We start from the raw sequence: 19,557 nt of genomic DNA on the forward strand, positions 1-19,557 counted from the left end.
ACAGTGATGTCTTCCGATGAAGCGCTTCGTATACGTAGGCTTTTCTCAAAGCTGGAGCAACATTATGGTTGGTTTGACTGGTGGCAAGCTCAAGAACCCTATGAGGTAATGCTTGGTGCAGTTTTAGTGCAAAACACTAACTGGCAAAATGCCCAGAAGGCGTTGGACAACCTAGCGCCATACCTATCGCCAGAATGCATTGCAGCGATGGAATTAGAGAGTCTGGCTGAAAAGATACGGCCAAGCGGTTATTACAATCAGAAATCCCAAAAAATCAAAGCCGTTTCAGAGTGGTTTAGTCGATACCACTATGACATTGCATCAGTGAGAGAATGTTCTCTGGAGCAATTGCGACCAGAGCTTCTGTCTATCAAAGGGGTCGGCGGGGAGACCGCGGATGTGATTTTGACCTATGCCGTCAAGAAGCCATCCTTTGTCATTGATGCCTATGCTCGGCGAATCTTATCTCGTTATGGGCACGCTGTGCCAAGCTCTTATGAAGCCTTCAGGGCTCAAATGCAACACGTATTTCCTCCAGATACCAAGCGCTACGCCTACTATCATGGTCTTATGGTGGAACATGGTAAAGAGTTTTGTAGGCCCAAGCCGAATTGTGCTGTCTGTCCTTTGGGGAATAATTGTAAAAAGATTGGAATTTAGTTTCTGCCGCCATTAAATATCGACGAAGAATAAGTTGAACAGATACAGAAACAGTCCTAGGCGGCATAAGGCCGAGAGGTTCTGTCTTTTACCATGACCCGCCCTTTATCTTGAATAGATAGGGTTCGCAGAAGCGGTAGCAGGCATTGAACCCTGCTACCTTTTCAAATTTGTGACTAGCTTTGATTCTCTAATGTTAGTTTTCGCGTAGCAAGATAGCGAATATGAATCAAATCAGCAGGTGTTATGTCAGCGAGATGGCAGATCATCGAGGGTGTCATGCCGTACGCGACAAGATTCTCCCAGCTTTGATAAGCGCGTTCTATATATTCCAACTCCTGTCGATTAGCGGCGGCGACTCCCTGTCTAACATTTCGCATCTGTGTACCGATCCAGATTGGCGACGCGTGAGCATTGTCTTGATGAAAGTGCTCATAAGGGTTCAGTGTCGTCATCATTTTCTCTTGTTTAGGATTCGCTGAGCAGAATAACTACCTAATCACTTTAGATATAGGCAGCCATATTGGTTTTTATCATTAATCATATTTATGCTTCCTGGCTAACGTCGAGTCGTTTTTTATCGCCATGGCGCTAAATGGTAAGTACCAAAATTATCCAGCCCTACAATACGCTCCATCACTTGGTCGTAGACACTATTGAGAGGCCATCGCTGTTAGTAAAAAACTTTTCGCAGCAAATGACATAAGTGTCCGACTTTCATAAACGAGGATTGAACCGCTTGGGATGGCTTGATTGAGGCAACGACTTTGAAAAACACATTCATCACGAAATTAGCATTGCCAACCACTGGTATTCTGGCACTTACAACAACCGCACAAGCGTTTGAGTTGGGTGCAGATACAAGACGCGGTGTGACCTTTCAGTTCGATAAAGTGATAGTCGGTGTAAAAGACAACTATGTGAATGGTGGTTTCGCTTTTCTAGAAAAGCCAATCTCTGCGGAACATAACATCAGCTGGTTTGTTGAAGGTGGTGTCGGTTATAACTGGAACAGCGAACGTGTTGATGTGCATGCCCCTGTTGGTCTGCGCTGGGAGCCAGTAAAAAACCTAGATGTCGATCTATTTGCAACACCGGAAGTTAAATTTAACGATGGTGCGGATGTCGGAGTAGGTGTGGACTTAGGTGTATCTTGGAAGTTCTAAACCTGATGGCTCTATAGCAGATAGCTCTATTGCAGATAGCAAAGAGGCAATACATAAAAGTATTGCCTCTAGATGTTTGTAGTCAAAGTAATGTTTGTTTAACCGTTACTTAATCGATGACTTATCGTCAAGTATGTTGCTCACCAAAGTCCCCACTTGCCTAGCTAACAATTAGGCCAAAGCGATGGTGTCAAATTCTATTGATACTGGTTGTTTTGAATCACCGATTTCAGTATTTCTCGTGCCGCCTTGTGGTCTTCATCGTTTACAAAACGCCGGTGGTAGATCATGCGGTGCTGTACGTTGCGTATTTCCAGTGGAATCGGGAATATTTTCAGGTTTAACATTGGAGCCAAATGTTTGGCGAGCGACAGCGTTGATGCACCTAGTAGATTCGTTGTGGCTGCGAGAGCAAGCATACTGGAAACCGATCCTGTTTCTGCTTTGATGACTCTTGGTGGGCTGGGCTTTTGCGACAAATAATCCATCATATTGGCGTTGTTACGACGAATTTTCAGGGCGATATGTTGGGCTCGATAGTAGTCTTCGTAAGAGAGCGAGTCACCGATATCTGGATGATCTTTTCTGCACACACAAACTGCTGGTTCTTCAATAATGTCTTCCACAACGTGTGCTTGGCTGGTGCTTGTGGCGAAATCGATCGCAAGGTGAACCTTTTGTGAGTCTATATCGGCGAGCAATTGCTTTTCACTAAGCGGTGCCTCAACAAAAGAGAGCCCAGGTAAATCACAAACCAGATGCATTAGGCTCTCGCTACAGTAGACTCGAGTGATCTCTTGTCGCTTTTCTATCGTCTCGAGTACCGCGAGCGGCATTTCGATCTTATCGGACAGTGCCACGGCCGCGCCAGTTGGTGCGATCCCCCTTCCTGATCGAACGAACAACGTCTTTCCCACTACACTTTCTAATCTTTTCAAGGCTGCACTCACCGCTGGCTGAGTAAGGTTAAGCTCTTCTGCTGCTAGAGTGATAGAGCGGTGTCGATACACTGCGCTAAAAGTGGATAGAAGGTTTAAGTCCATAACAAACTGGTCTGAAGGATGATATCTCTATCCTAGCAGAGGGTTAGGTGCTGTCAATTAGGTGAGATGGCTTGCTTTGTAAGAGAGCCATACCAATCAGTGCATAAATGAAATTTATGTTTATTGGGTTCTTTGCTTTATTTATATTATTTTCATAAATGCTTAAGCTTATTCTCAACAGCACAGGGAGGTGATTGCTTGTTCAGAGATTAAGAGAATTCAACTATGAAAAACATTCGTATCATTTCCATTATGGCGTTGTCCGCGCTGGTCTTCACTGGTGCTGCCAACGCTCACACGACAGATTCTGACTTAAAGTTTAGAGGCGGTTTGGGTTATACCGCCCTTGAAGGTAACCACTCGGCAGTCAATGCCACAGTGGGGTTGGAGCTTAATCAATACTTAGGGATTAACTTCGATCTCTACAAAGGCACTGATAGCAGCATCGATTATACCGGTGGCGGTTTTGCTTTGGAGCTTGGCTACAACGTTGCTTTACCAAACAGTTTTGAGCTTCGCCCTTTTGTAGAGGGTGGCATGACGACAGGTGTCATGAACAATGAAATCGAGGGCATGAACAGAGATGGTCATCTTGGTTTTAGCTCAAATATTGGTCTTCGAGTTCAGCACGAAGAAGTGCCTGTTTATGCCGAGTTTAAAACCGACATTCACACTTCACACACCGACGCCCGTTTCTTACCTGAAAATACGTTCCTAGTCGGTTTTCGACTGCCCTTATAGCGTCTATTTTAACCAAATCTAGCGAGCGTGCTCGCCCCTTAATACTAACTTTTTAATCACCAACCCTACATTGTGGGTGTGGAGAGATCACTATGCGAAAAATTCACCAATTAAGCGTTATGACTGGCGCGATCCTCATGTCGAGTGCGGTACTCGCGCAGAATCCGTTTGAGCACTATCAATCAGAAAACTCAGCCAGTTTTTCAGGCTACAAACACTACAACTACGAACAAAATGTCAGTACGGACGAGCTGATGAAGCAAGGCGGTAAGATTTACTCCTCTCCTGAGGAAATCCACGCCATCTTACAAGGTGGTCTCAAGACCGACATTCAAACGGGAGAAGAGCTTTGGAAAGAAGGTCTGATGTTTGACGGTATTGAGCCGATGGATCATATGGTTACCGCTGCTAACTGGTTCCCAAGAACGGAAGAGGTTCAGCACAATGAAATGCGAGTGACCTTCATGGGTACTTCTCCCATGATTCGACCAGGGCAGGCCAATACGTCAATCTATGTAGAGCTTGGCAATGGCGATAATTTTGTGTTTGACCTGGGTGAAGCGTCCATTGCCAACTACATTGGCGCCGGTGTCGCTTTGAACGAACTCGATAAGGTGTTCATCACTCACTTACATGTCGACCATTTTGGCTCACTACCTTACTTGTATCAGTTTGGTGGTTGGAACGGTCGCTGGGAAAAGCCGCTGACGATTTATGGTCCTTCTGGTCGTAACCCAGAAGATGGTACGCGCCATATGGTTGAAGGCATGCTGCAGATGCTTTCGTGGCACCAAGATGCCTTCGATGTGTTTCCATCTGGTAACGATATAGAGGTGGTGGAATACGACTTCAAAGATGATGGCGGTGTGATTTACGACGTTGATGGCGTAAAAGTGTCTCACTGGCGTCGTTCACACGCTAAAGATGGCGCATCTGCGTACAGGCTGGATTGGACGATCAATGAAGAAGAATCGTTATGTTTTGTATGGACAGGCGATGGCCGACCAACTGAGCTTGATATTGAATATGGCAAAGGCTGTGATTTGTTTGTCACCGAAGTACAAACCGAGTTAGTAGGGCTTGCTTCTATCGTACAGGGGGTGCCTGCCTTCTTGACGCGCTACACCATCGATACGCACCACACCTCTGGCTACGCGGCAGGTTGGCTTGCAAATCAGGTACAGCCAAGGCTGTTCATGACGACACACATGGAATTTGACCCTTATTACAACAACGAGACGGTAGCCCAGGTTCGTGAACATTGGAAAGGGCCATACCATTTCGGAGCTCCAGACATGATCGTCGCCAACATTACTCCGGACAAAGCGTGGGTGCGAGAGGGGATTATTCCAGATTTTCCGAATAACCGAGCACCTCAATTCAACTTAAACGACGGCGAAGTGTTCCGAGTACCAGTGCCTAAAAATTCGAGAGCCGATATTCAAGAGCAAGAGATTCGAGACCTAGAAATCGATGAGTCATTGTATTACCCAGAGGGGTATCACCCTGAACTGCTTAAAGAATGGCCATTGGATCGTGATTTGATCGTACCGACCGAAGTGTTGCCAGAGAGCATGAAACGCGGCATGGGTGAGAAGCAAAGAATGGTGGATGAAATGCGTAAAGCCCATGGCCTAGAGCCTCGTTCAGTCCATAGAAAGTCGTCTTCAGATCCATATCGTGATACTCGCGAAGACAACACCAAAGAACAATAACCCTTACTAGCGGGTATTACATACGATGCCCGCGCTCCAACCGCTTTTTATCGAGACCACATTATGTTTAGACGATTGACCACTTTCACATTAATAACTATGAGCCTGACAGGAACAGCAGTATATGCAGCACAACATGATCATGACACGCTCTTTAGCCGCGACAATGCCGTTATGGCCGCTGCCGCTGTAGAGACAGTAAATACCTACTGCGTTGAGCTTGGTTCGATGACCTCCGAATACTCAACTAAAAATGCCACCATGATTCGAGAAACTATCGAAGGGTTATCAAGTGAAGTATTACACGAGGCCTATACCTTCAGCGAAGACGATGAAATATATCTACAAGGTGTCGCTCTTGGCAAAAAATTGATTCAGGAAGCTGAACATAAAGGGCACGTGAACCAAATGTGCGTTCAACCAGAGGAGACAACGTTATGAAAAAAATCGTACTTAGCTTGGTAGCAATGATTCCAACTTTGGCTCTTGCTTGTGGTGCTCACGTCCATAACACGTTACCGCACTATGAAAACTACACGGAGTCACTAGTTGCAATGTCGGTTTGTAAAGTGAATGAGCATATATCGGAAGAACAATCAGCGGTGTGGTTTAAAAAATTGGCGTGGGTAGCAAACGGCAAGGACGAGGAGTTGTTTGAACACTACGCTCACTTTGCCGCGGATCATGTAAAGGAGATTGCGAATGATTCTGAAATGCTACCCAAGTGGACGAGTGACTATTGTAAAGAGCAGTTTTTTGATGTGATGGCGATGGATCAGGTTGTCCTAGAAGATCTTTATGACGAGCAGGAATTGGCCGATCGAGATTTCAATCGCCATATTAAGTCGTCAGGTAGCGAGAACTCGTTAGAAAAGCCTCAAGCATAGTGTTTTTACCGAATGGCCTATTCACGATTGAGCGGTGATTAAGGAGTGAAAGCCGCTTTCCTCATTGCTCCTCATTTTTGCTTTCATCTATTTCAGCGATGTCTCCTTTCATGGTAATAGTGGATTCGCGAGCAACGACTTGCTCACCACTGAAGCGACAGGCCTCTATAACGAATTGACTAATAACGTAATGAATCGAGTCGGTGTAAAGCTCGATGACAATGCGACGGAGAAAAAAGCGGGCTGCCTTAACATCTTAATGCCAAATAGTATTCCTGGACTAAGTCGCGAGGTACGAATAATCGCACCTTCCGATTTCTAACTTAATGCAAGCCAGTTTAGCATTACGCGAAACTGGCTACTTTCGGAATCGCAATCTGGATTAGACCTAAGTGGGGGTTGTGGTTTCAATATCCATGGCGCAAAGTAAGGGAAAATTATTGATACAAAGATAGACAGATGGATTTAGCGAGTTTTCTAAGGTTGATTCTTCTTGCCTCAATATGGGGCGGCTCCTTTTTATTTATGCGCATAGCGGCCAACGTAATGGGGCCAGCGGTACTGATTGAAGCGAGAGTATTTTTTGCGGCCATTGCTCTGTTGGTCGTTAGTATTTATCTAAAGAAGAAACTAGAGTTCAGCAAGCATACTCGACACTTTTTTATCATTGGACTGTTCAATACTGCGCTGCCATTTCTATTGTTTGCTTATGCCGCGCAAACGTTGAATGCCTCCACATTGTCGATTCTCAATTCAACCGCTGCCATTTGGGGGGCGGTGATAGGTGTTTTCTGGACCAAAACACCGCTAACAAAGCGTGGGGCGCTTGGATTATTGATAGGTATTATTGGTGTTGCTGTGTTAGTTGGTTGGGATGCGGTACGGATAGGTGAAGAGGCGACGTTACCGATTATTGCAGGGGTGATGGCTGCGTGTTGTTATGGCATTGCGACCAATTACGCAAAGAATGCGCCTTCCGTACCGGCATTTAATAATGCGCATGGCAGCATGTGGGCAGCCTGTTTGATCGTGTTGCCGTTGATACCTTTTGTACCGATGAGAGAGTCGCCGACTCAAGAGGTCTGGCTAGCGGTAGTATTGCTGGGCGTTGTCTGTACTGGGGCGGCATATTTGCTCTATTTTCGTTTGGTTACCGATATTGGGCCGTCTTCCGCGTTGTCGGTCACCTTTCTAATTCCGATGTTTGGAATACTATGGGGCAATTTGTTTTTGGGAGAACCTATCGGCATAAACACTGTAGTCGGAACGATATTGGTTATTAGTGGCACGATGCTTGTGACGGGATTCTCTTTATCATCATTTAGGAAAGTCCGAGCCCGGTAAGGTTGGAATGAGGTCGACTTGCCACCTAATTTAGACAGTGGCAAGTCTTTGGGGTGTTTATACTTGGGCTGTGGTAGCAGGTTTGAAAAGTTCTCGAGTTTGTTGAATTACCACAAAAAATACACTTGCCATAATACACCCAATAAAAGTAGCGGTGACTATGCCACCAAATGACGCCCAACCAAGAGCTTTTTGGCCGCCAGAGCCGACAGCGTTCGCCAGCATTAAGGGTATCAATCCAACCCCGAACGAGAACGCGGTCATAAACACTGCGCGAGCACGCAAGCGGAGTGCTTGAACCGCCGCTTGCTTAATCGTTAGTTCACCGTCATCGCGCAGCGTTTTAGCGAACTCGACAATAAGAATCGCGTTTCGAACCGTCATACCTATCAGCAAGATGGCCGATAGCTGGGTAAGAATGTTGATGTTGCCACCAATATGAATCACGCCTTCAACGATACCGATAACCGCTGTTGGAACGGTCAACATAATCGCGAGAGGGATCAGCCAAGACTCATACTGCGCGACTAACACTAAGAAGGTGACTAGCAGAGCAAGCCCCATGACTAGGGCAACCGTATTGCCCGCATTGACTTCTTCTTTTGCTGCGCCGGTGAACTCAACACGATAACCAAACTCTTCAGCAAGCTCTTGTATCGCCTGGATAGCTTGACCCGTAGCGACGGTTGGAATGACGTCGATGAATACCCCTTGCTCAGCGTTATAACGAGTAATGAAATTAGGGACTTTGATTTGTTCTACATCGAAGAGCTTGTCGTAGGTGATACGTTTGCCATTTGGTTTAGACAGCCCTGTTTGTTTCAGTGCCTTCGGGTCCAATCGATAATTGGGGTCATTTTGCACCATCACCTTGTAGTTTCGTCCACCCATATTGAATGTGTTGATGTACATACCGCCAAAGTGGGTTTGCATGCCTTCGACCACATCCGAGAACGTAACACCATATTTTAGCAAGTCGTCACGCTTGATATTGAGTTTCATGGAAGGTTTTTTCACTTCGAACTGAGCCATCGCTAGGCCAATTCGCTTATCTTCCATTAAGCGTGTGTTAAAGTCCATTGTGAGCTTGTAAAGTTCACTGGGTGTTAATTCCGGTGCAAGCAAAACGAAGTTTACGCCATCGACCATACCTAGCTCAGGAATGACAGGTGGTTTAAAAGCAAAGGCTTGGATCTCGGTATTTTCAGCTAAAACGGCATTCACTTGGTCTGTGATAGCGACGTCTGTAGCCGTTCGGCTTTGCATATCATCAAGCGACACTAACATCATGAAACTGCTCATTTCTGCCGTTCCAGTTAACAGATTAAATCCAGATGCCTCAACACTGGTGGAAACGCCAGGTAGCGCATTGAGCTGCTTGGTCAGATTGGCTAGATATTGGTCGGTTTGTGTCAATGCCGTGCCTTGTGGGAAGCTTCCAACCACAAAGATAGCGCTAGTATCTTCTTCTGGTAGGAGACCGGTTGGTAAGCTCGCGCCTCGCTCTACCGATAGATAGAGGCCACCAACTAGCAGCGCGATGGTCAGTATTGGTAAGCGAGTTGCGGTCCATGCTAGACCGGTAAACGCTCGGATTTTCTGTGTAATAACCCATTCAACGGACTTTGCGATGGCATTTTTCTTCGGCGGCTTCATAAACAGTGCACAAAGCGCGGGAGTCAATGTCAGCGCCACTAAGGTTGAAACTACCACAGAGGCACATAGGACGATGCCAAACTCAGAATAGATAGTGCCGGCCATGCCTGGAATAAATAGTGAAGGAGTAAAAACGGCGAGCAACACGAGCATAGAAGCGACAATCGGAGAGAAGGTGATATCTAATGCTTTAGATATTGCCTGCTTAACCGTCATCTCTGGATGTTCGTGGAGTTGGTGTTCGGCGTTTTCAATAACGATAATAGCGGCATCCACAACAATACCAATCGCCATCACCAGACCAAACATGGAGATGATGTTGATTTGAATACCAAGTCCGCTCATGACCGCAAACGTGCCAATAAGAGAAACTGGAATCGCTGTTACTGTAATCAAGGTCAATCGAAAATTTTGCATAAAAAGGAGCGTGACCAAGGAAACAATGGCAACCGCGAGGACTAAGGTTTCTACAACGCTATAAATGGCGCCATCAATAAAGGTGGTAGCATCGTAGACGGTTTTGATTTGGTAATCGCTAGGCTGTTGTAGAAGGGATTTAATGCCGGAGGCTACATCCATTGCGTTGGCTTCTGGAGTCTTGTAGATGAACAGCACTGCACCGTTAGCGTTTTCACCATAAGCATTGGCGGTATAGATTTCGCTGCCTAGCTCGATTTCTGCGATGTCTCTTAAGAAGATGGTTTTTCCCAGCTCGTCTGAGCGAACGACGATGTTGCCGAACTCTTCCGGGGAGGATAAGCCACCCTCGACGGTAATTGGGAATTCAAACTTATCGTTGACCACGCTGCCTGCGGAGGCAATCTTATTTTGGGTGGCGATAGCATTATTGATTTCATCGACATTGATCGAGTAATGCTTCATTTTGTTCGGGTTGAGCCAAACACGAATCGAGTATTTCTTTTCACCAAGTACATCGACTTTTGACACGCCGTTGATACGCTGAATTCTCTCTTTTAGCGGGCCGCCTGCAAACGCGCTGATCTCGATAGCCGATGCGTCGCCAGACGGGTCAGTAATTGAGATGCCGAGCATTAAGCCATTAGAGAGCTTCTCCACTTTAACGCCATTTCGCATCACATCGCCGGGTAGCTCCGGAAGGGCAAGATTGATGCGATTTTGTACCAAGTTAACGGCTTTGTCTGAATCAGTACCACTTTCAAAAACGACTTCCAGTGTATAGGTGCCGTCTGCACCGCTGGTGGACTTCATATACTCCATTCCAGCGACTCCATTTACCTGTTTTTCAATTTCAGGAGCGACAGATTTCGCCATAACATCAGCACTAGCACCGTCCATAAACGTGGTGACTTCTACGGTCACCGGCGCAACATCGGGGTACCTTCCTATTGGGGAGTTGGCGGCAGCGATAGCTCCAATAAGAGAGATTAAAAGCGCAATAACAATTGCAAACTTAGGCCGTTCTATGAACATTTTAAACATGTTAGCTACCCATTGGTGAATAATTGTTCCGAGTTTACGCCTGGGTATTTTTAATCACAATTGATCGGCTGACTGTTCTATCAGCAAACTAAATAGCAAATATTTGAGGTTCGAATAGCAAGGTTTGACATCGTGTCTGAGGAGCTAATTTAGTGACTATGTATTTGCTGATGAAATAGGAGCTATTTTTCCCGTGAGTTTTATTGTCGCTACAGTGGCACTCCTTTCTAAAATTAATTGGATGAAACTCGAATGAAAAAACTGTTAGTAACGACCATGATGCTTGTCGGCGTGACCCCTGCACTTGCTTATCACCCATGTGATCCTGGCAATGCGGTTACTGATGCGGTAGAGGGAGCTGTCGTTGGTGGTGTGGTTGGTGCGATGGCTGGTGATGCCAAAACAGGAGCGATGATTGGTGGTGCAGCTGGCATCGTTGATGGCGCATACGACGAAGCAGAATGTGATGCGTTAGTGGATGAGGCGATTGTTGACGAGGTGAACGTTGCGGATTATGAAGACCGAGTCGTCGACGAAGTCATAATTGACAGCGCGCTAGACGAAGGATGGTAGTGATCAGGTCGAGGTTTTCGTCAATTCTTTTGTCGGTATAACTGACCATAACTCCCTGAACTCTATTGATAATATAAAGGTCAATAGAGCTAGCGTAATAAATGCTATAACCTTGGGTTAATTGTTCTATCCCCTCTCGACCCTTAGTCTGCTCGCGTCATTTATTTCTAGGATTAGTTTCATGCGCGCGAGCATTACCCTTTTAAGCGCAGCTGTGGCTGCGTGCTTCTCTTTTTCTTCTTATGCTGCTAACGACTCGGATACACAGGTTCAGGACATGTCAGACCCTCTGGCGGTTTACACCCAAGCCGGTGCTGGTGCTTCTGATAAAGGTCTGAACTTTAAAGTAGGCCGTACCTATGACACGGGTAACCCAGAGACCATGGCGATGAATATCATCGAGGTTAAAGGCGTGGTTGGTGAGTACTTAGGCTGGTCAGGTTCAAGCCATCGTGATAATTCCATTGATAGTGTTCGTTTTCGTAACTTCAGTGTAAACACGACGAATGGCCGAGGCTCTCAGGTTGATTTGAACTACAACGTGGAGCAGGAGAGCTTAAACGCCTCCTACAGCTTCATTCAAGCGCTACCAAAGCTGGGTAACCTAAATCTCTATCCGCTAGCCGGTCTAGGCGTCAATGTGAGAAATGGCGAGTTTCAAGGCTGTGAAAATATGCCAAATGTTGATTGCCCAGTTGAGAAGCAAAACATTGGCTATACCATTCCAGGCACGTATGCAGTTGTAGGTGCTTACACCAAGTATGCGATTACCGATAAGCTGTGGCTTAACTATAACCCAATGTGGTTGACGACCATTTCAGGCTCAAAATCGTATGTTGAGAATGCGTATGGACCGGGTATGGACTCTATCTTTACCAACGAGTTTGCGGTGTCTTACCAGTTTACGCCGCGCTTTAACGTGCGCTACTTTGCTAATTGGACGCAGGAGCAAAATTACTTTGATGGTGACCAAAGAGTGGAATTTAACTACCAGTTCTAATTGTGTGGTATAAGAGTTTCATTGAGCAGGGACGCTCTAATCAAGAAAGGAGAGAAGATATTCATTCCCTCGAATACCTTTGATTTATTGGGAATTAGTGGAGATTAGAACGGGAAGACAATGCCTACTTTGCCATAGGTGTTACGCTTGTCATCACCGTGTTTACCTTCGTTACCAATCTCAACGTATGGGATCATGTTGTCGATAGCAGTAAATGTCGCACGCAGTTCAACGTTGTAGGTCATGTCTTTGCTTTGGTCGCCAGAAATTACTTTCTTTTCGTGTTGCTTCTGGCCTACCACTTTAGCGTTTAGATACATGCGTTCTGTCAGTTGCTTTCCAGCAGCTAGGTCAAAGCGAGTGATGTCGCCGCGAGCAGTGCCATTGTTTGAGTTAAGGTCGATATCTTTACGCAAGCGGAATGATGTATCAAACATATCAGCAACGTTACCGCCTACTGTTACACCAAACTTGTTTTGATCATTAGCTGGTTGTTGGCGACTTTTCTTATCAACAAACTCGTACTCACCTTTTAACCAAAAGCTTTCGAATTCGTGCATGTAGTTAACGTTGTACTCGTTCTCAAAGTTTGCTTTGCGTTTAGCTGAAAGACCAAATCCTTCATAACCGATGAATGCTTTGATTCCAGAACCGTTAGAGGTTACGTATTCTGTTTTGCCATCAACAAATTTAGCATCGAGTTCAATACCACCAGTTACACCTTCTGCCATTGCACCTGCAGAGAATGCAGATGTGATTGCGAGAATGATTGCTGTTTTTTTCATTTCGTTATTACCTATATTATTGTTTTGCCCCTGTAATTGGAGCGGCACAAAGGTACCTAAAAAATGAAATGTGACTAAATTAGGAAGTATTCGGTATTTTGATTGGTTGATTGGTTGATTGGTTGTTGGAAGAGCAACCCTCCCTGCCTCCCCTTATTAAGGGGAGGAGCTACTGGCTCACTACGCATCGCTATTTAACTTAAGCGATGTGACGATAGGAGCGAGCCTGTATTTCTCCCCTTTTATAAGGGGGAGTTAGAGGGGGTAAATGCGCAAGGCTAATAGATTTACGATAGATTCAAAGTATCACTCTAAACCTCTCTCACCTAAACTTAAAAATGAAACACGCAATAAAACATCGCTTTAGGAGCTAAGCGACACCATACCCTTAAGCGTTATATCAAAACATGGAGAATACCGATGAAGCCAACCGTAACACTATCTACTCTCATTCTATTGACCGCTTGCAGTGCACCGATAGATCAAGTGTCAGGTGTTGCGAGTGATGATCTGTGTAGTGCATTGCAAAAGGGGAGTGTGGCGGAAAACAGCATCATGATTAATGGTGAGGAAGTGACGATGGATAGTGTCTATGGAGAGCTGACAAAAAGAGAACTTAATCCTTATGAAAAAGGGTGCTTTGGTAGTCAGAAAAAAGCCATAGAGTATCGAAAGCGGCAAGAAAAAATTGTCGCAGAGGCGTTAAATTACTAGATTCAATGCAAAAAAAAAGCACCTCAACAATGTTGAGGTGCGGTAGACCCAATTTTCCATTCCAAGTTCCAATCAGAGTTCCAATAACGTTCGGGTCTCAAAGGGCTAATGCCAAACTCTGTTATAGCGCGTTCAAGTAGGCCTTTAGCGCCTTCAGTCGAACAGTTGCACCACCGATGATGTCCATAAAACCGAGTTTAGGTGACGGCTTGTTGGCAGATATCCAGCCAGAGCCAGTTGCACCAAGTGGTACGTTGTAGCCTTCTGGTTCGTTAAACTCGATGATGACTGTACGACCATGGCTGCTCGTGTTATTGCCAACGTGCTGTCTTACATGCTGCGTGGAACCTTGTGCAGAGACGGTGGCTTCACCAGTATTGCTCGTAATGCTGTGCACTCGGCCTCGAAACACTTCGCCAGGGTGAGAGTTAACAAAAAACTCTGCAAATTGCCCTTGCTCAATATAGCGATAGGTTTGATCGCTAACGCGCATTTCAACAAACTTTCGGTTGGTATCGAACAGATGCAAGTTGCCAGTTCTAGAGCCTTCAGCAATGTTTATAACGCCTACAATTCCGTCGAATGGTGCACGAACCTGATTTCGGTCGTTCAGCCACTGCTTCTGACTGATTTGCGCGCTGATGCCATCCATATCCGATTTGGCAGCCATGAGATCCGCATGACCTTGCTGAATTTGGGTATGCAGTTCATCGCGCTCTTGCTCGGAGCTAAACTCGTCGAGATTGATTAAGCGGCGATGGTTTTTTTCATCGATAGCAATCTGCTCTTCAATGCTGGTAATTCGATGTTCCGCTGCCACTAAACTCGATTGTAAACTTTTTAGTTCATGATCCGTATCTTCCGATTCCAAGGTGTACAGCAAATCGCCTTTTTTCACTTCTTGGTTGTGGGTGACGTAGATCTTTTTCACCTGTTGGCCAAATAACGGGCTCAACACCGCATGCGGCGCTTTGACTGTGGTGCTATCGGTCAAATCTGCCGGTGACCAAAAGCGGTGCGCGGTAAACAGCATGAATGCGAGGAACACACCAAACCCGACACTAATAACCGCATTACGCAGTGTCCATTTAATAACGCCAAGTTTGACCAGCAGCCAAATAATCAGCACATAAGGAAGCATGATTTCTTTCATTACGCGTCCTCCGACTTTTTATTACCATGGATGCCACTGTGAATTACTTTACTCACAGCGCTTGCGACTGCATCCCAGTTGGTAAAGGCAATAATAATGGCCAGTACCCACCAAAGTTTGTCGATGAACAGGCCACATAAAGACAGAGCGAATACTAGATTAGCATGTGCGCTTTGCATGTATTGACTGCGGTGTACCGCAACTTCGTGCAATTGCCACAGCAGATAGAGCACATAGGTAATGATGGACAGGGTGATAACAAAAATCACGCCCATAAAGAATTCAGAATTCAACAGACCAAGAATGCTAGGCAAGTCTTGTGAGAAATAGTCGGCAGGCAGTGATTTACCATGAACCGTAGAGAGCTGAGCAAACATATAACTCAGAGAGAGAAAACCGCCGATGATGACAGCGGACTTAGTACTAAAATGTAACGCTCTTTTTATTAGTCTGAACATGTTTGTTCCCTGATTCAGGCTATCCGTAGCGATTTGGGTGATTGGGATTTGGATAAAGAGAGTGTAACCAAGGGTTTCCTTTGGATACATAACGCAAAATTGAGTTCAAATATAAACGCCAGTTATGTGTTAGCCGATGGCAACGTCAATGATTGGCTTTGGGCGTATCTGCACTATGTTTGTGGGGAAATAGGTTTGTAGAAAAATAGGTTTATAGAAAATGGGCTTACAGGAAACTATGCTGATGGGAATAGACCAGTGGATGTCAAATATTCAAACTGATGAATTATTCACCGAACAAACTGATTTTGCTGCATTTATCCAAGCAAACGCTATACAAGCAGAAAATCGTCAGTTAATATTTCAACATCCGCTAATTAAGTGGACGTCAATGGATACGGCAAGCAACGTATCATCGATGCCGAGATGGTGAAATTGGTAGACACGCTAGCATGAGGTGCTAGTGCCTTTGGTGTGAGGGTTCGAGTCCCTCTCTCGGCACCATTACTCCTTTCCTTATATTACCTACAGACTACGATGCAGAACAAAGGATCCAGTTCAAAGCAAATGAGTACGTCTAACTCGGAATCAATCCAGCTTTTGACCGAGGTGTCTCTGCACGCCCTGTTATTTCTAGAGTTTCACAAACTTGATCGCAAATCACAGGTCTTTGATCGTGAGAAAAAGAATGAACTCTTGGTTCGCTGGCTGAAACCGAAACTTAAAAGTAACAAGTACAAATCGATACGTAAGCAACTGAAAACAATGAGCTTACAAGCTAAGAAATCTCAAGTCGATTTAGAAGACGTACTGCTAACAGGTATAGAAGCCAAACCAGAAGCTTTGCAGCCTCACCTTGATAGCTATCTGCTATTGATACGTGAACTGGAGAAAAAGCTGGGTACGACAGCGCTATTATCAACGCCGGAAAAGGTCGATTTAAGCCACGATGAAAATGGCTGCTTGCTTTGTGTACTGTCTAACGATCTTAATGCCCACTTCGGCAGCAAGAATCAAATGATTGCGGATGTTTCGATTCTGTTTCGCGGTACTATTCGTGAGAAACATCTATTCCTCGGAGCCATTTACGCCAACGAAATCTTTGCTTACCAGATCCAATACGAAGACGATAGCTTTGTTCGCATAATGCTGACTTTAAATAAATAACAGCTCCAACGTCACCGCCGTCAAAGCAATGTCTATTTATGGAAGCAGAGCATACTTAATGCAAGCCCAAACACTGGAGTGCTCAATCTTTAGCACCGAGCAACAAGCTTTGGGCTTGAATGGTGTTGTGTTTCAATCTTCCATAGGAACAACAAGCACGTCCACTGGAGAGCTATTAATGACTTGGCGAGATGCGGATATCAGCTTGCTCCAGAAGTCGTGGTGGTGACCACAGATAAGAAGATCAAAGTCATTTTCTGCAATAGCAACTTTTACTTTGTCGCCAAGATCGCCAGTTCCAACGATGAAATGCTTCAAAGTGCACTTAGCATACTCGGCGAAGCCGTGTAATTGCTCTGTCGCTTCGACAGTCAAGGGTCTTTGTTCGGGAGCGGTGACTAAATCAACCAGCTCGTGATAAATTTCACCATGTGTACCATCGATATGGATGAATGACACATCTGCGTCCAACAGTTCTGCTAGAAAAACGGCTCTATCAATCAACACTTTGCTCTCGTCGGAAAGCTCCAGTGCGACAAGGATATGTTTATATTTCATGACCATACTCTCTTGCTGCTAAACCTACTTAAAGCATAGCGTTTCGTGGCGTATTTTTTTGTCGATGGGATCGCGGTTCGGCGATAAATTAATCAAAGGCACAATGAGTTCCCCTTTTCTTGGTTCATTGTGGGTGGTTTTGTCCATAATGTCTGGATGATTTGTCTATTTTTCTGATGGAGCTTTGGCTTTAATCTACCCTCATCGCCAATGTTGGCACTCGGTTAAGCACCGCCGCATTGACTCTTATGTCACTGTCGGAAAGAGTGCGAACTAGCTAAGTCGTTTAAGAAATAGTCATTACAGAATATAGAGTGGAGAGTGCAAAGTGACTCATCAAATTATCAAAGATCTGAATACTCGTTATACCGCGAAAAAATACGATGCAACAAAACGTATTTCTGCAGAAGACATGGACGTGATCAAAGAGGCTATTCGTCTATCTGCGTCTTCAATCAACTCGCAGCCGTGGAAGTTTATTGTGATCGAAAGTGATGAAGCGAAGCAGCGTTTCCACGACACTTTTGCGAATATGCACCAGTTCAACCAACCACATGCGAAAGAAGCGTCTCACACGATTCTGTTTGCACATAACCCGCACTTTACTAAAGACGACTACAAAAAAGTGGTTGATGTTGAGGTGACATCGGGTCATTTGCCAGCAGATATGTACGATCAAATGTTGAACGGTGCGTTTGGCTTTGCAGAGCTAAACACGGATGAAAGTGGCTTCAACGGTCAGTGGACAAAAGCACAAACCTACATTGCGCTTGGCAACGTACTTCACACGCTTGCTCGTATGGGTATTGCATCGACTCCAATGGAAGGTGTGGATCCAGAAATGATTGGTGAGCTCTTTAAAGATGAACTAGGCGGTTATGTGTGTGATTTTGCACTTGCACTTGGCTACCACAAAGACGGTGAAGACTATAACTACGGTCTACCTAAGTCTCGTCTAGCTCAAGAAGATATTATTACGGTTCTATAAGCGCAATCGATGCAATTGAAAAACGGCCACTAATTTGGCCGTTTTTTTATACTTGAAGCATCAATCCGCTCAACCCAAGTGCAATAAACAACAGCCCTGTTAGTCGATTTATTGTCACGACATATCGTTTAAGAAACCGAGCTACTTTTTCCGTTGCGAGCGACAGTAACAGGTGTATTGACAGCGTAATCACCACGAGCTCTAGAGTTAGCAGCGCGGCTTGCAAGGCAAAGTACTGCTCGCTTTTCACGAAAAGTGGAAACAGCGCACCAAAGAAGACAATGGTTTTTGGATTTAGCAACGAGATCAGCACGCCACTCTTATACCCATAGGAGCGTGATTCAATCAGCGCCTGGCTTGTTGAATAGTAAATCGCACGGCAGCCTAGGTAGATAATGTAGCTGCTACATAATCCGGTCATGACTTGGTAGGCAAGAGCGTTCGTATGAACTAGGGTCAACAGCCAAGAGTTAGACAGTATTGATGCCAGCAATAGCCCGGTAGAAATACCGAGTATAACCGGAATCGTCCGTTGCATATTCTGGTTTAAACTGTTGCTCAATACCGCCAGCATCCCCGGTCCCGGAGATGCGGCTGAAGCTATGCAAATGGTGATAAACGCTAGCTGACTTTCCATCTTATTCCTTAATGGCCGTCATCACTGTCATTGGCCAATTGAGTGCCCACCCCGTTGGTGTGCGGCGAATGCCAAGTAGTCGCTCTGCATCATCCAAACTGTGTTTGTGAGAATACTCAGGCTTATTGGAATGAAGGAGTGACAGGAAGACACCGATATCTTCTTTTCGCTCAAAATGCCACTGTAGTGCAAGATCAGTGAACTTAGGCTCGCTCCACCCAGTAAGTTTGCACAAACTTTTGGCGTAAGGTTTGCTCAAAAAGCTGACTTCGTGGCCCGTAGTGCATGAAATAGCCACATGCTCATCAAAATAGTCTGATAGCTTAGTGCCACTGAAAATGTCACAAATCACCAGTCGTGCGCCGGGCTTAGCAAACTGCGCCAAGTTGCTCAAGACGGCCTCTTTACTCTTTACATGGTGGAAAGCGCCGCGTGACCATATAGCATCGAGCTGAACCCCTTCAGAAAGAGAAATATCTTCTGCAGGCCTTTGCATGATGGTGATATTTTCATCTGCTCGTTCGTAAATGGGTCTTAATTGGTCTGGAGAAGGGTCGACAACAAATAGTCGTCCTTCAGGACCAATAGCGGTAGAAATATCGAATGAGAAAAAGCCACTTCCCGCTCCAATTTCTAGTATTGACTCACCGTATTGAGGGGAAAGAAAGTCATACATCATTAACGTGTCTTCTTTCCAACACTCAGGAAATTGATTCAAAGCCAATTTGTACGAACGAGATCGTTCTGTCGAGAACTCGACTTGATGTAACTCCATTTTGTTTTTTACTCCAACTAACCTAGCTACTGACGTTGTTATTTTATTTGTTTATTCAGTCGCTACTCTAATGAGT

The 19,557-nt window shown here is 45.2% G+C and carries 21 protein-coding genes and 1 tRNA gene; 13 read left to right on the forward strand and 9 right to left on the reverse strand.

What is annotated here, in order from left to right; genetic code table 11:
* Positions 1-6: 6 nt before the first annotated feature.
* Positions 7-660, forward strand: a complete 654-nt coding sequence (locus L4C42_RS13500; RefSeq protein ID WP_420884632.1) for an endonuclease III domain-containing protein — start codon at positions 7-9, stop codon at positions 658-660.
* A gap of 176 nt (positions 661-836) precedes the next feature.
* Here the strand turns inward: L4C42_RS13500 and L4C42_RS13505 are convergent, their stop codons facing one another.
* Positions 837-1,115, reverse strand: a complete 279-nt coding sequence (locus L4C42_RS13505; RefSeq protein WP_418642795.1) for a hypothetical protein — start codon at positions 1,113-1,115, stop codon at positions 837-839.
* Positions 1,116-1,427: 312 nt separating this feature from the next.
* Here L4C42_RS13505 and L4C42_RS13510 point away from each other — a divergent pair, with 312 nt between their 5' ends.
* Positions 1,428-1,826 (forward strand): hypothetical protein, encoded by a 399-nt coding sequence (locus tag L4C42_RS13510; RefSeq protein WP_353499767.1) that lies wholly within the window; start codon positions 1,428-1,430, stop codon positions 1,824-1,826.
* Positions 1,827-2,023: 197 nt separating this feature from the next.
* Here L4C42_RS13510 and L4C42_RS13515 read toward each other — a convergent pair whose 3' ends face one another.
* Entirely contained in the window at positions 2,024-2,869 is an 846-nt protein-coding gene (locus L4C42_RS13515) for a LysR family transcriptional regulator (protein ID WP_353499766.1), read from the reverse strand.
* Positions 2,870-3,094: 225 nt separating this feature from the next.
* Between L4C42_RS13515 and L4C42_RS13520 the strand changes: the two genes are divergently transcribed.
* The 5 genes from L4C42_RS13520 to L4C42_RS13540 all read left to right on the forward strand — a co-directional run bounded on the left by L4C42_RS13520 (position 3,095) and on the right by L4C42_RS13540 (position 7,556).
* Entirely contained in the window at positions 3,095-3,610 is a 516-nt protein-coding gene (locus tag L4C42_RS13520; protein WP_353499765.1) for an outer membrane beta-barrel protein, read from the forward strand.
* A 92-nt stretch (positions 3,611-3,702) separates the two neighbouring features.
* Positions 3,703-5,325, forward strand: coding sequence for a guanitoxin biosynthesis MBL fold metallo-hydrolase GntH (gene gntH / locus L4C42_RS13525; protein WP_353499764.1), 1,623 nt, complete (start codon positions 3,703-3,705; stop codon positions 5,323-5,325).
* A 63-nt stretch (positions 5,326-5,388) separates the two neighbouring features.
* Positions 5,389-5,766: a hypothetical protein gene (locus L4C42_RS13530; protein WP_353499763.1), complete on the forward strand. Its 378-nt coding sequence runs from the start codon at positions 5,389-5,391 to the stop codon at positions 5,764-5,766.
* On the forward strand, positions 5,763-6,212 hold the full coding sequence (locus tag L4C42_RS13535) for a hypothetical protein (RefSeq protein ID WP_353499762.1): 450 nt from the start codon (positions 5,763-5,765) through the stop codon (positions 6,210-6,212). Before L4C42_RS13530 ends, L4C42_RS13535 begins: the two co-directional genes overlap by 4 nt.
* Before the next feature lie 459 nt (positions 6,213-6,671).
* Entirely contained in the window at positions 6,672-7,556 is an 885-nt protein-coding gene (locus tag L4C42_RS13540; protein ID WP_353499761.1) for a DMT family transporter, read from the forward strand.
* Positions 7,557-7,613: 57 nt separating this feature from the next.
* On the opposite strand, the gene L4C42_RS13545 is transcribed toward L4C42_RS13540, so the two are convergent.
* Positions 7,614-10,673 (reverse strand): efflux RND transporter permease subunit, encoded by a 3,060-nt coding sequence (locus L4C42_RS13545; protein ID WP_429760842.1) that lies wholly within the window; start codon positions 10,671-10,673, stop codon positions 7,614-7,616.
* A gap of 252 nt (positions 10,674-10,925) precedes the next feature.
* Here L4C42_RS13545 and L4C42_RS13550 point away from each other — a divergent pair, with 252 nt between their 5' ends.
* Entirely contained in the window at positions 10,926-11,246 is a 321-nt protein-coding gene (locus L4C42_RS13550) for a YMGG-like glycine zipper-containing protein (RefSeq protein ID WP_353499759.1), read from the forward strand.
* Between the two features lie 181 nt (positions 11,247-11,427).
* Positions 11,428-12,246, forward strand: a complete 819-nt coding sequence (locus L4C42_RS13555; protein ID WP_353499758.1) for a hypothetical protein — start codon at positions 11,428-11,430, stop codon at positions 12,244-12,246.
* 104 nt (positions 12,247-12,350) lie between these two features.
* Here L4C42_RS13555 and L4C42_RS13560 read toward each other — a convergent pair whose 3' ends face one another.
* Positions 12,351-13,031 carry a hypothetical protein gene (locus L4C42_RS13560; RefSeq protein WP_353499757.1) on the reverse strand — a complete coding sequence of 227 codons (681 nt, stop codon included), beginning with the start codon at positions 13,029-13,031 and terminating at the stop codon, positions 12,351-12,353.
* A 420-nt stretch (positions 13,032-13,451) separates the two neighbouring features.
* On the opposite strand from L4C42_RS13560, the gene L4C42_RS13565 reads away from it, so the two are divergent.
* Positions 13,452-13,745: a hypothetical protein gene (locus L4C42_RS13565; RefSeq protein WP_429760846.1), complete on the forward strand. Its 294-nt coding sequence runs from the start codon at positions 13,452-13,454 to the stop codon at positions 13,743-13,745.
* Positions 13,746-13,866: 121 nt separating this feature from the next.
* On the opposite strand, the gene L4C42_RS13570 is transcribed toward L4C42_RS13565, so the two are convergent.
* Entirely contained in the window at positions 13,867-14,898 is a 1,032-nt protein-coding gene (locus tag L4C42_RS13570; RefSeq protein ID WP_353499755.1) for an HlyD family secretion protein, read from the reverse strand.
* Positions 14,898-15,356 (reverse strand): magnesium transporter, encoded by a 459-nt coding sequence (locus tag L4C42_RS13575; RefSeq protein ID WP_353499754.1) that lies wholly within the window; start codon positions 15,354-15,356, stop codon positions 14,898-14,900. The genes L4C42_RS13570 and L4C42_RS13575 overlap by 1 nt, the downstream gene beginning before the upstream one ends.
* A gap of 420 nt (positions 15,357-15,776) precedes the next feature.
* On the opposite strand from L4C42_RS13575, the gene L4C42_RS13580 reads away from it, so the two are divergent.
* Together L4C42_RS13580 and L4C42_RS13585 are read left to right on the forward strand one after the other, a co-directional pair.
* Positions 15,777-15,860 (forward strand) — tRNA-Leu (locus L4C42_RS13580).
* Between the two features lie 63 nt (positions 15,861-15,923).
* The gene (locus L4C42_RS13585) at positions 15,924-16,523 is read left to right on the forward strand and encodes a DUF2913 family protein (RefSeq protein ID WP_353499753.1); all 600 of its coding nucleotides are present in this window, start codon (positions 15,924-15,926) and stop codon (positions 16,521-16,523) included.
* Between the two features lie 132 nt (positions 16,524-16,655).
* Here L4C42_RS13585 and L4C42_RS13590 read toward each other — a convergent pair whose 3' ends face one another.
* Positions 16,656-17,081 (reverse strand): universal stress protein, encoded by a 426-nt coding sequence (locus L4C42_RS13590; protein ID WP_353499752.1) that lies wholly within the window; start codon positions 17,079-17,081, stop codon positions 16,656-16,658.
* Positions 17,082-17,409: 328 nt separating this feature from the next.
* On the opposite strand from L4C42_RS13590, the gene L4C42_RS13595 reads away from it, so the two are divergent.
* Positions 17,410-18,069, forward strand: coding sequence for a nitroreductase family protein (locus L4C42_RS13595; protein ID WP_353499751.1), 660 nt, complete (start codon positions 17,410-17,412; stop codon positions 18,067-18,069).
* Positions 18,070-18,115: 46 nt separating this feature from the next.
* Here L4C42_RS13595 and L4C42_RS13600 read toward each other — a convergent pair whose 3' ends face one another.
* Both L4C42_RS13600 and L4C42_RS13605 read right to left on the reverse strand, forming a co-directional pair.
* The gene (locus L4C42_RS13600) at positions 18,116-18,706 is read right to left on the reverse strand and encodes a LysE family translocator (RefSeq protein WP_418642804.1); all 591 of its coding nucleotides are present in this window, start codon (positions 18,704-18,706) and stop codon (positions 18,116-18,118) included.
* Between the two features lies 1 nt (position 18,707).
* Complete coding sequence (locus tag L4C42_RS13605) at positions 18,708-19,481, reverse strand: class I SAM-dependent methyltransferase (RefSeq protein ID WP_353499749.1); 774 nt, start codon at positions 19,479-19,481, stop codon at positions 18,708-18,710.
* Positions 19,482-19,557: the final 76 nt, after the last annotated feature.

It is taken from the genome of Vibrio wakamikoensis, assembly GCF_050337275.1.
Classification (GTDB): Bacteria; Pseudomonadota; Gammaproteobacteria; order Enterobacterales; family Vibrionaceae; genus Vibrio; species Vibrio chaetopteri.

Bases quoted from the DNA above. Each gene is read 5' to 3' on its own strand.
- L4C42_RS13550 (WP_353499759.1), top strand. From the start codon at position 10,926: ATGAAAAAACTGTTAGTAACGACCATGATGCTTGTCGGCGTGACCCCT.
- L4C42_RS13515 (WP_353499766.1), bottom strand. From the start codon at position 2,869: ATGGACTTAAACCTTCTATCCACTTTTAGCGCAGTGTATCGACACCGC.
- L4C42_RS13540 (WP_353499761.1), top strand. From the start codon at position 6,672: ATGGATTTAGCGAGTTTTCTAAGGTTGATTCTTCTTGCCTCAATATGG.
- L4C42_RS13605 (WP_353499749.1), bottom strand. From the start codon at position 19,481: ATGGAGTTACATCAAGTCGAGTTCTCGACAGAACGATCTCGTTCGTAC.
- L4C42_RS13565 (WP_429760846.1), top strand. From the start codon at position 13,452: ATGAAGCCAACCGTAACACTATCTACTCTCATTCTATTGACCGCTTGC.
- L4C42_RS13600 (WP_418642804.1), bottom strand. From the start codon at position 18,706: ATGGAAAGTCAGCTAGCGTTTATCACCATTTGCATAGCTTCAGCCGCA.
- L4C42_RS13545 (WP_429760842.1), bottom strand. From the start codon at position 10,673: ATGTTTAAAATGTTCATAGAACGGCCTAAGTTTGCAATTGTTATTGCG.
- L4C42_RS13505 (WP_418642795.1), bottom strand. From the start codon at position 1,115: ATGACGACACTGAACCCTTATGAGCACTTTCATCAAGACAATGCTCAC.
- L4C42_RS13500 (WP_420884632.1), top strand. From the start codon at position 7: ATGTCTTCCGATGAAGCGCTTCGTATACGTAGGCTTTTCTCAAAGCTG.
- L4C42_RS13535 (WP_353499762.1), top strand. From the start codon at position 5,763: ATGAAAAAAATCGTACTTAGCTTGGTAGCAATGATTCCAACTTTGGCT.
- L4C42_RS13570 (WP_353499755.1), bottom strand. From the start codon at position 14,898: ATGAAAGAAATCATGCTTCCTTATGTGCTGATTATTTGGCTGCTGGTC.
- L4C42_RS13555 (WP_353499758.1), top strand. From the start codon at position 11,428: ATGCGCGCGAGCATTACCCTTTTAAGCGCAGCTGTGGCTGCGTGCTTC.
- L4C42_RS13590 (WP_353499752.1), bottom strand. From the start codon at position 17,081: ATGAAATATAAACATATCCTTGTCGCACTGGAGCTTTCCGACGAGAGC.
- L4C42_RS13585 (WP_353499753.1), top strand. From the start codon at position 15,924: ATGAGTACGTCTAACTCGGAATCAATCCAGCTTTTGACCGAGGTGTCT.
- gntH (WP_353499764.1), top strand. From the start codon at position 3,703: ATGCGAAAAATTCACCAATTAAGCGTTATGACTGGCGCGATCCTCATG.
- L4C42_RS13520 (WP_353499765.1), top strand. From the start codon at position 3,095: ATGAAAAACATTCGTATCATTTCCATTATGGCGTTGTCCGCGCTGGTC.
- L4C42_RS13560 (WP_353499757.1), bottom strand. From the start codon at position 13,031: ATGAAAAAAACAGCAATCATTCTCGCAATCACATCTGCATTCTCTGCA.
- L4C42_RS13575 (WP_353499754.1), bottom strand. From the start codon at position 15,356: ATGTTCAGACTAATAAAAAGAGCGTTACATTTTAGTACTAAGTCCGCT.
- L4C42_RS13530 (WP_353499763.1), top strand. From the start codon at position 5,389: ATGTTTAGACGATTGACCACTTTCACATTAATAACTATGAGCCTGACA.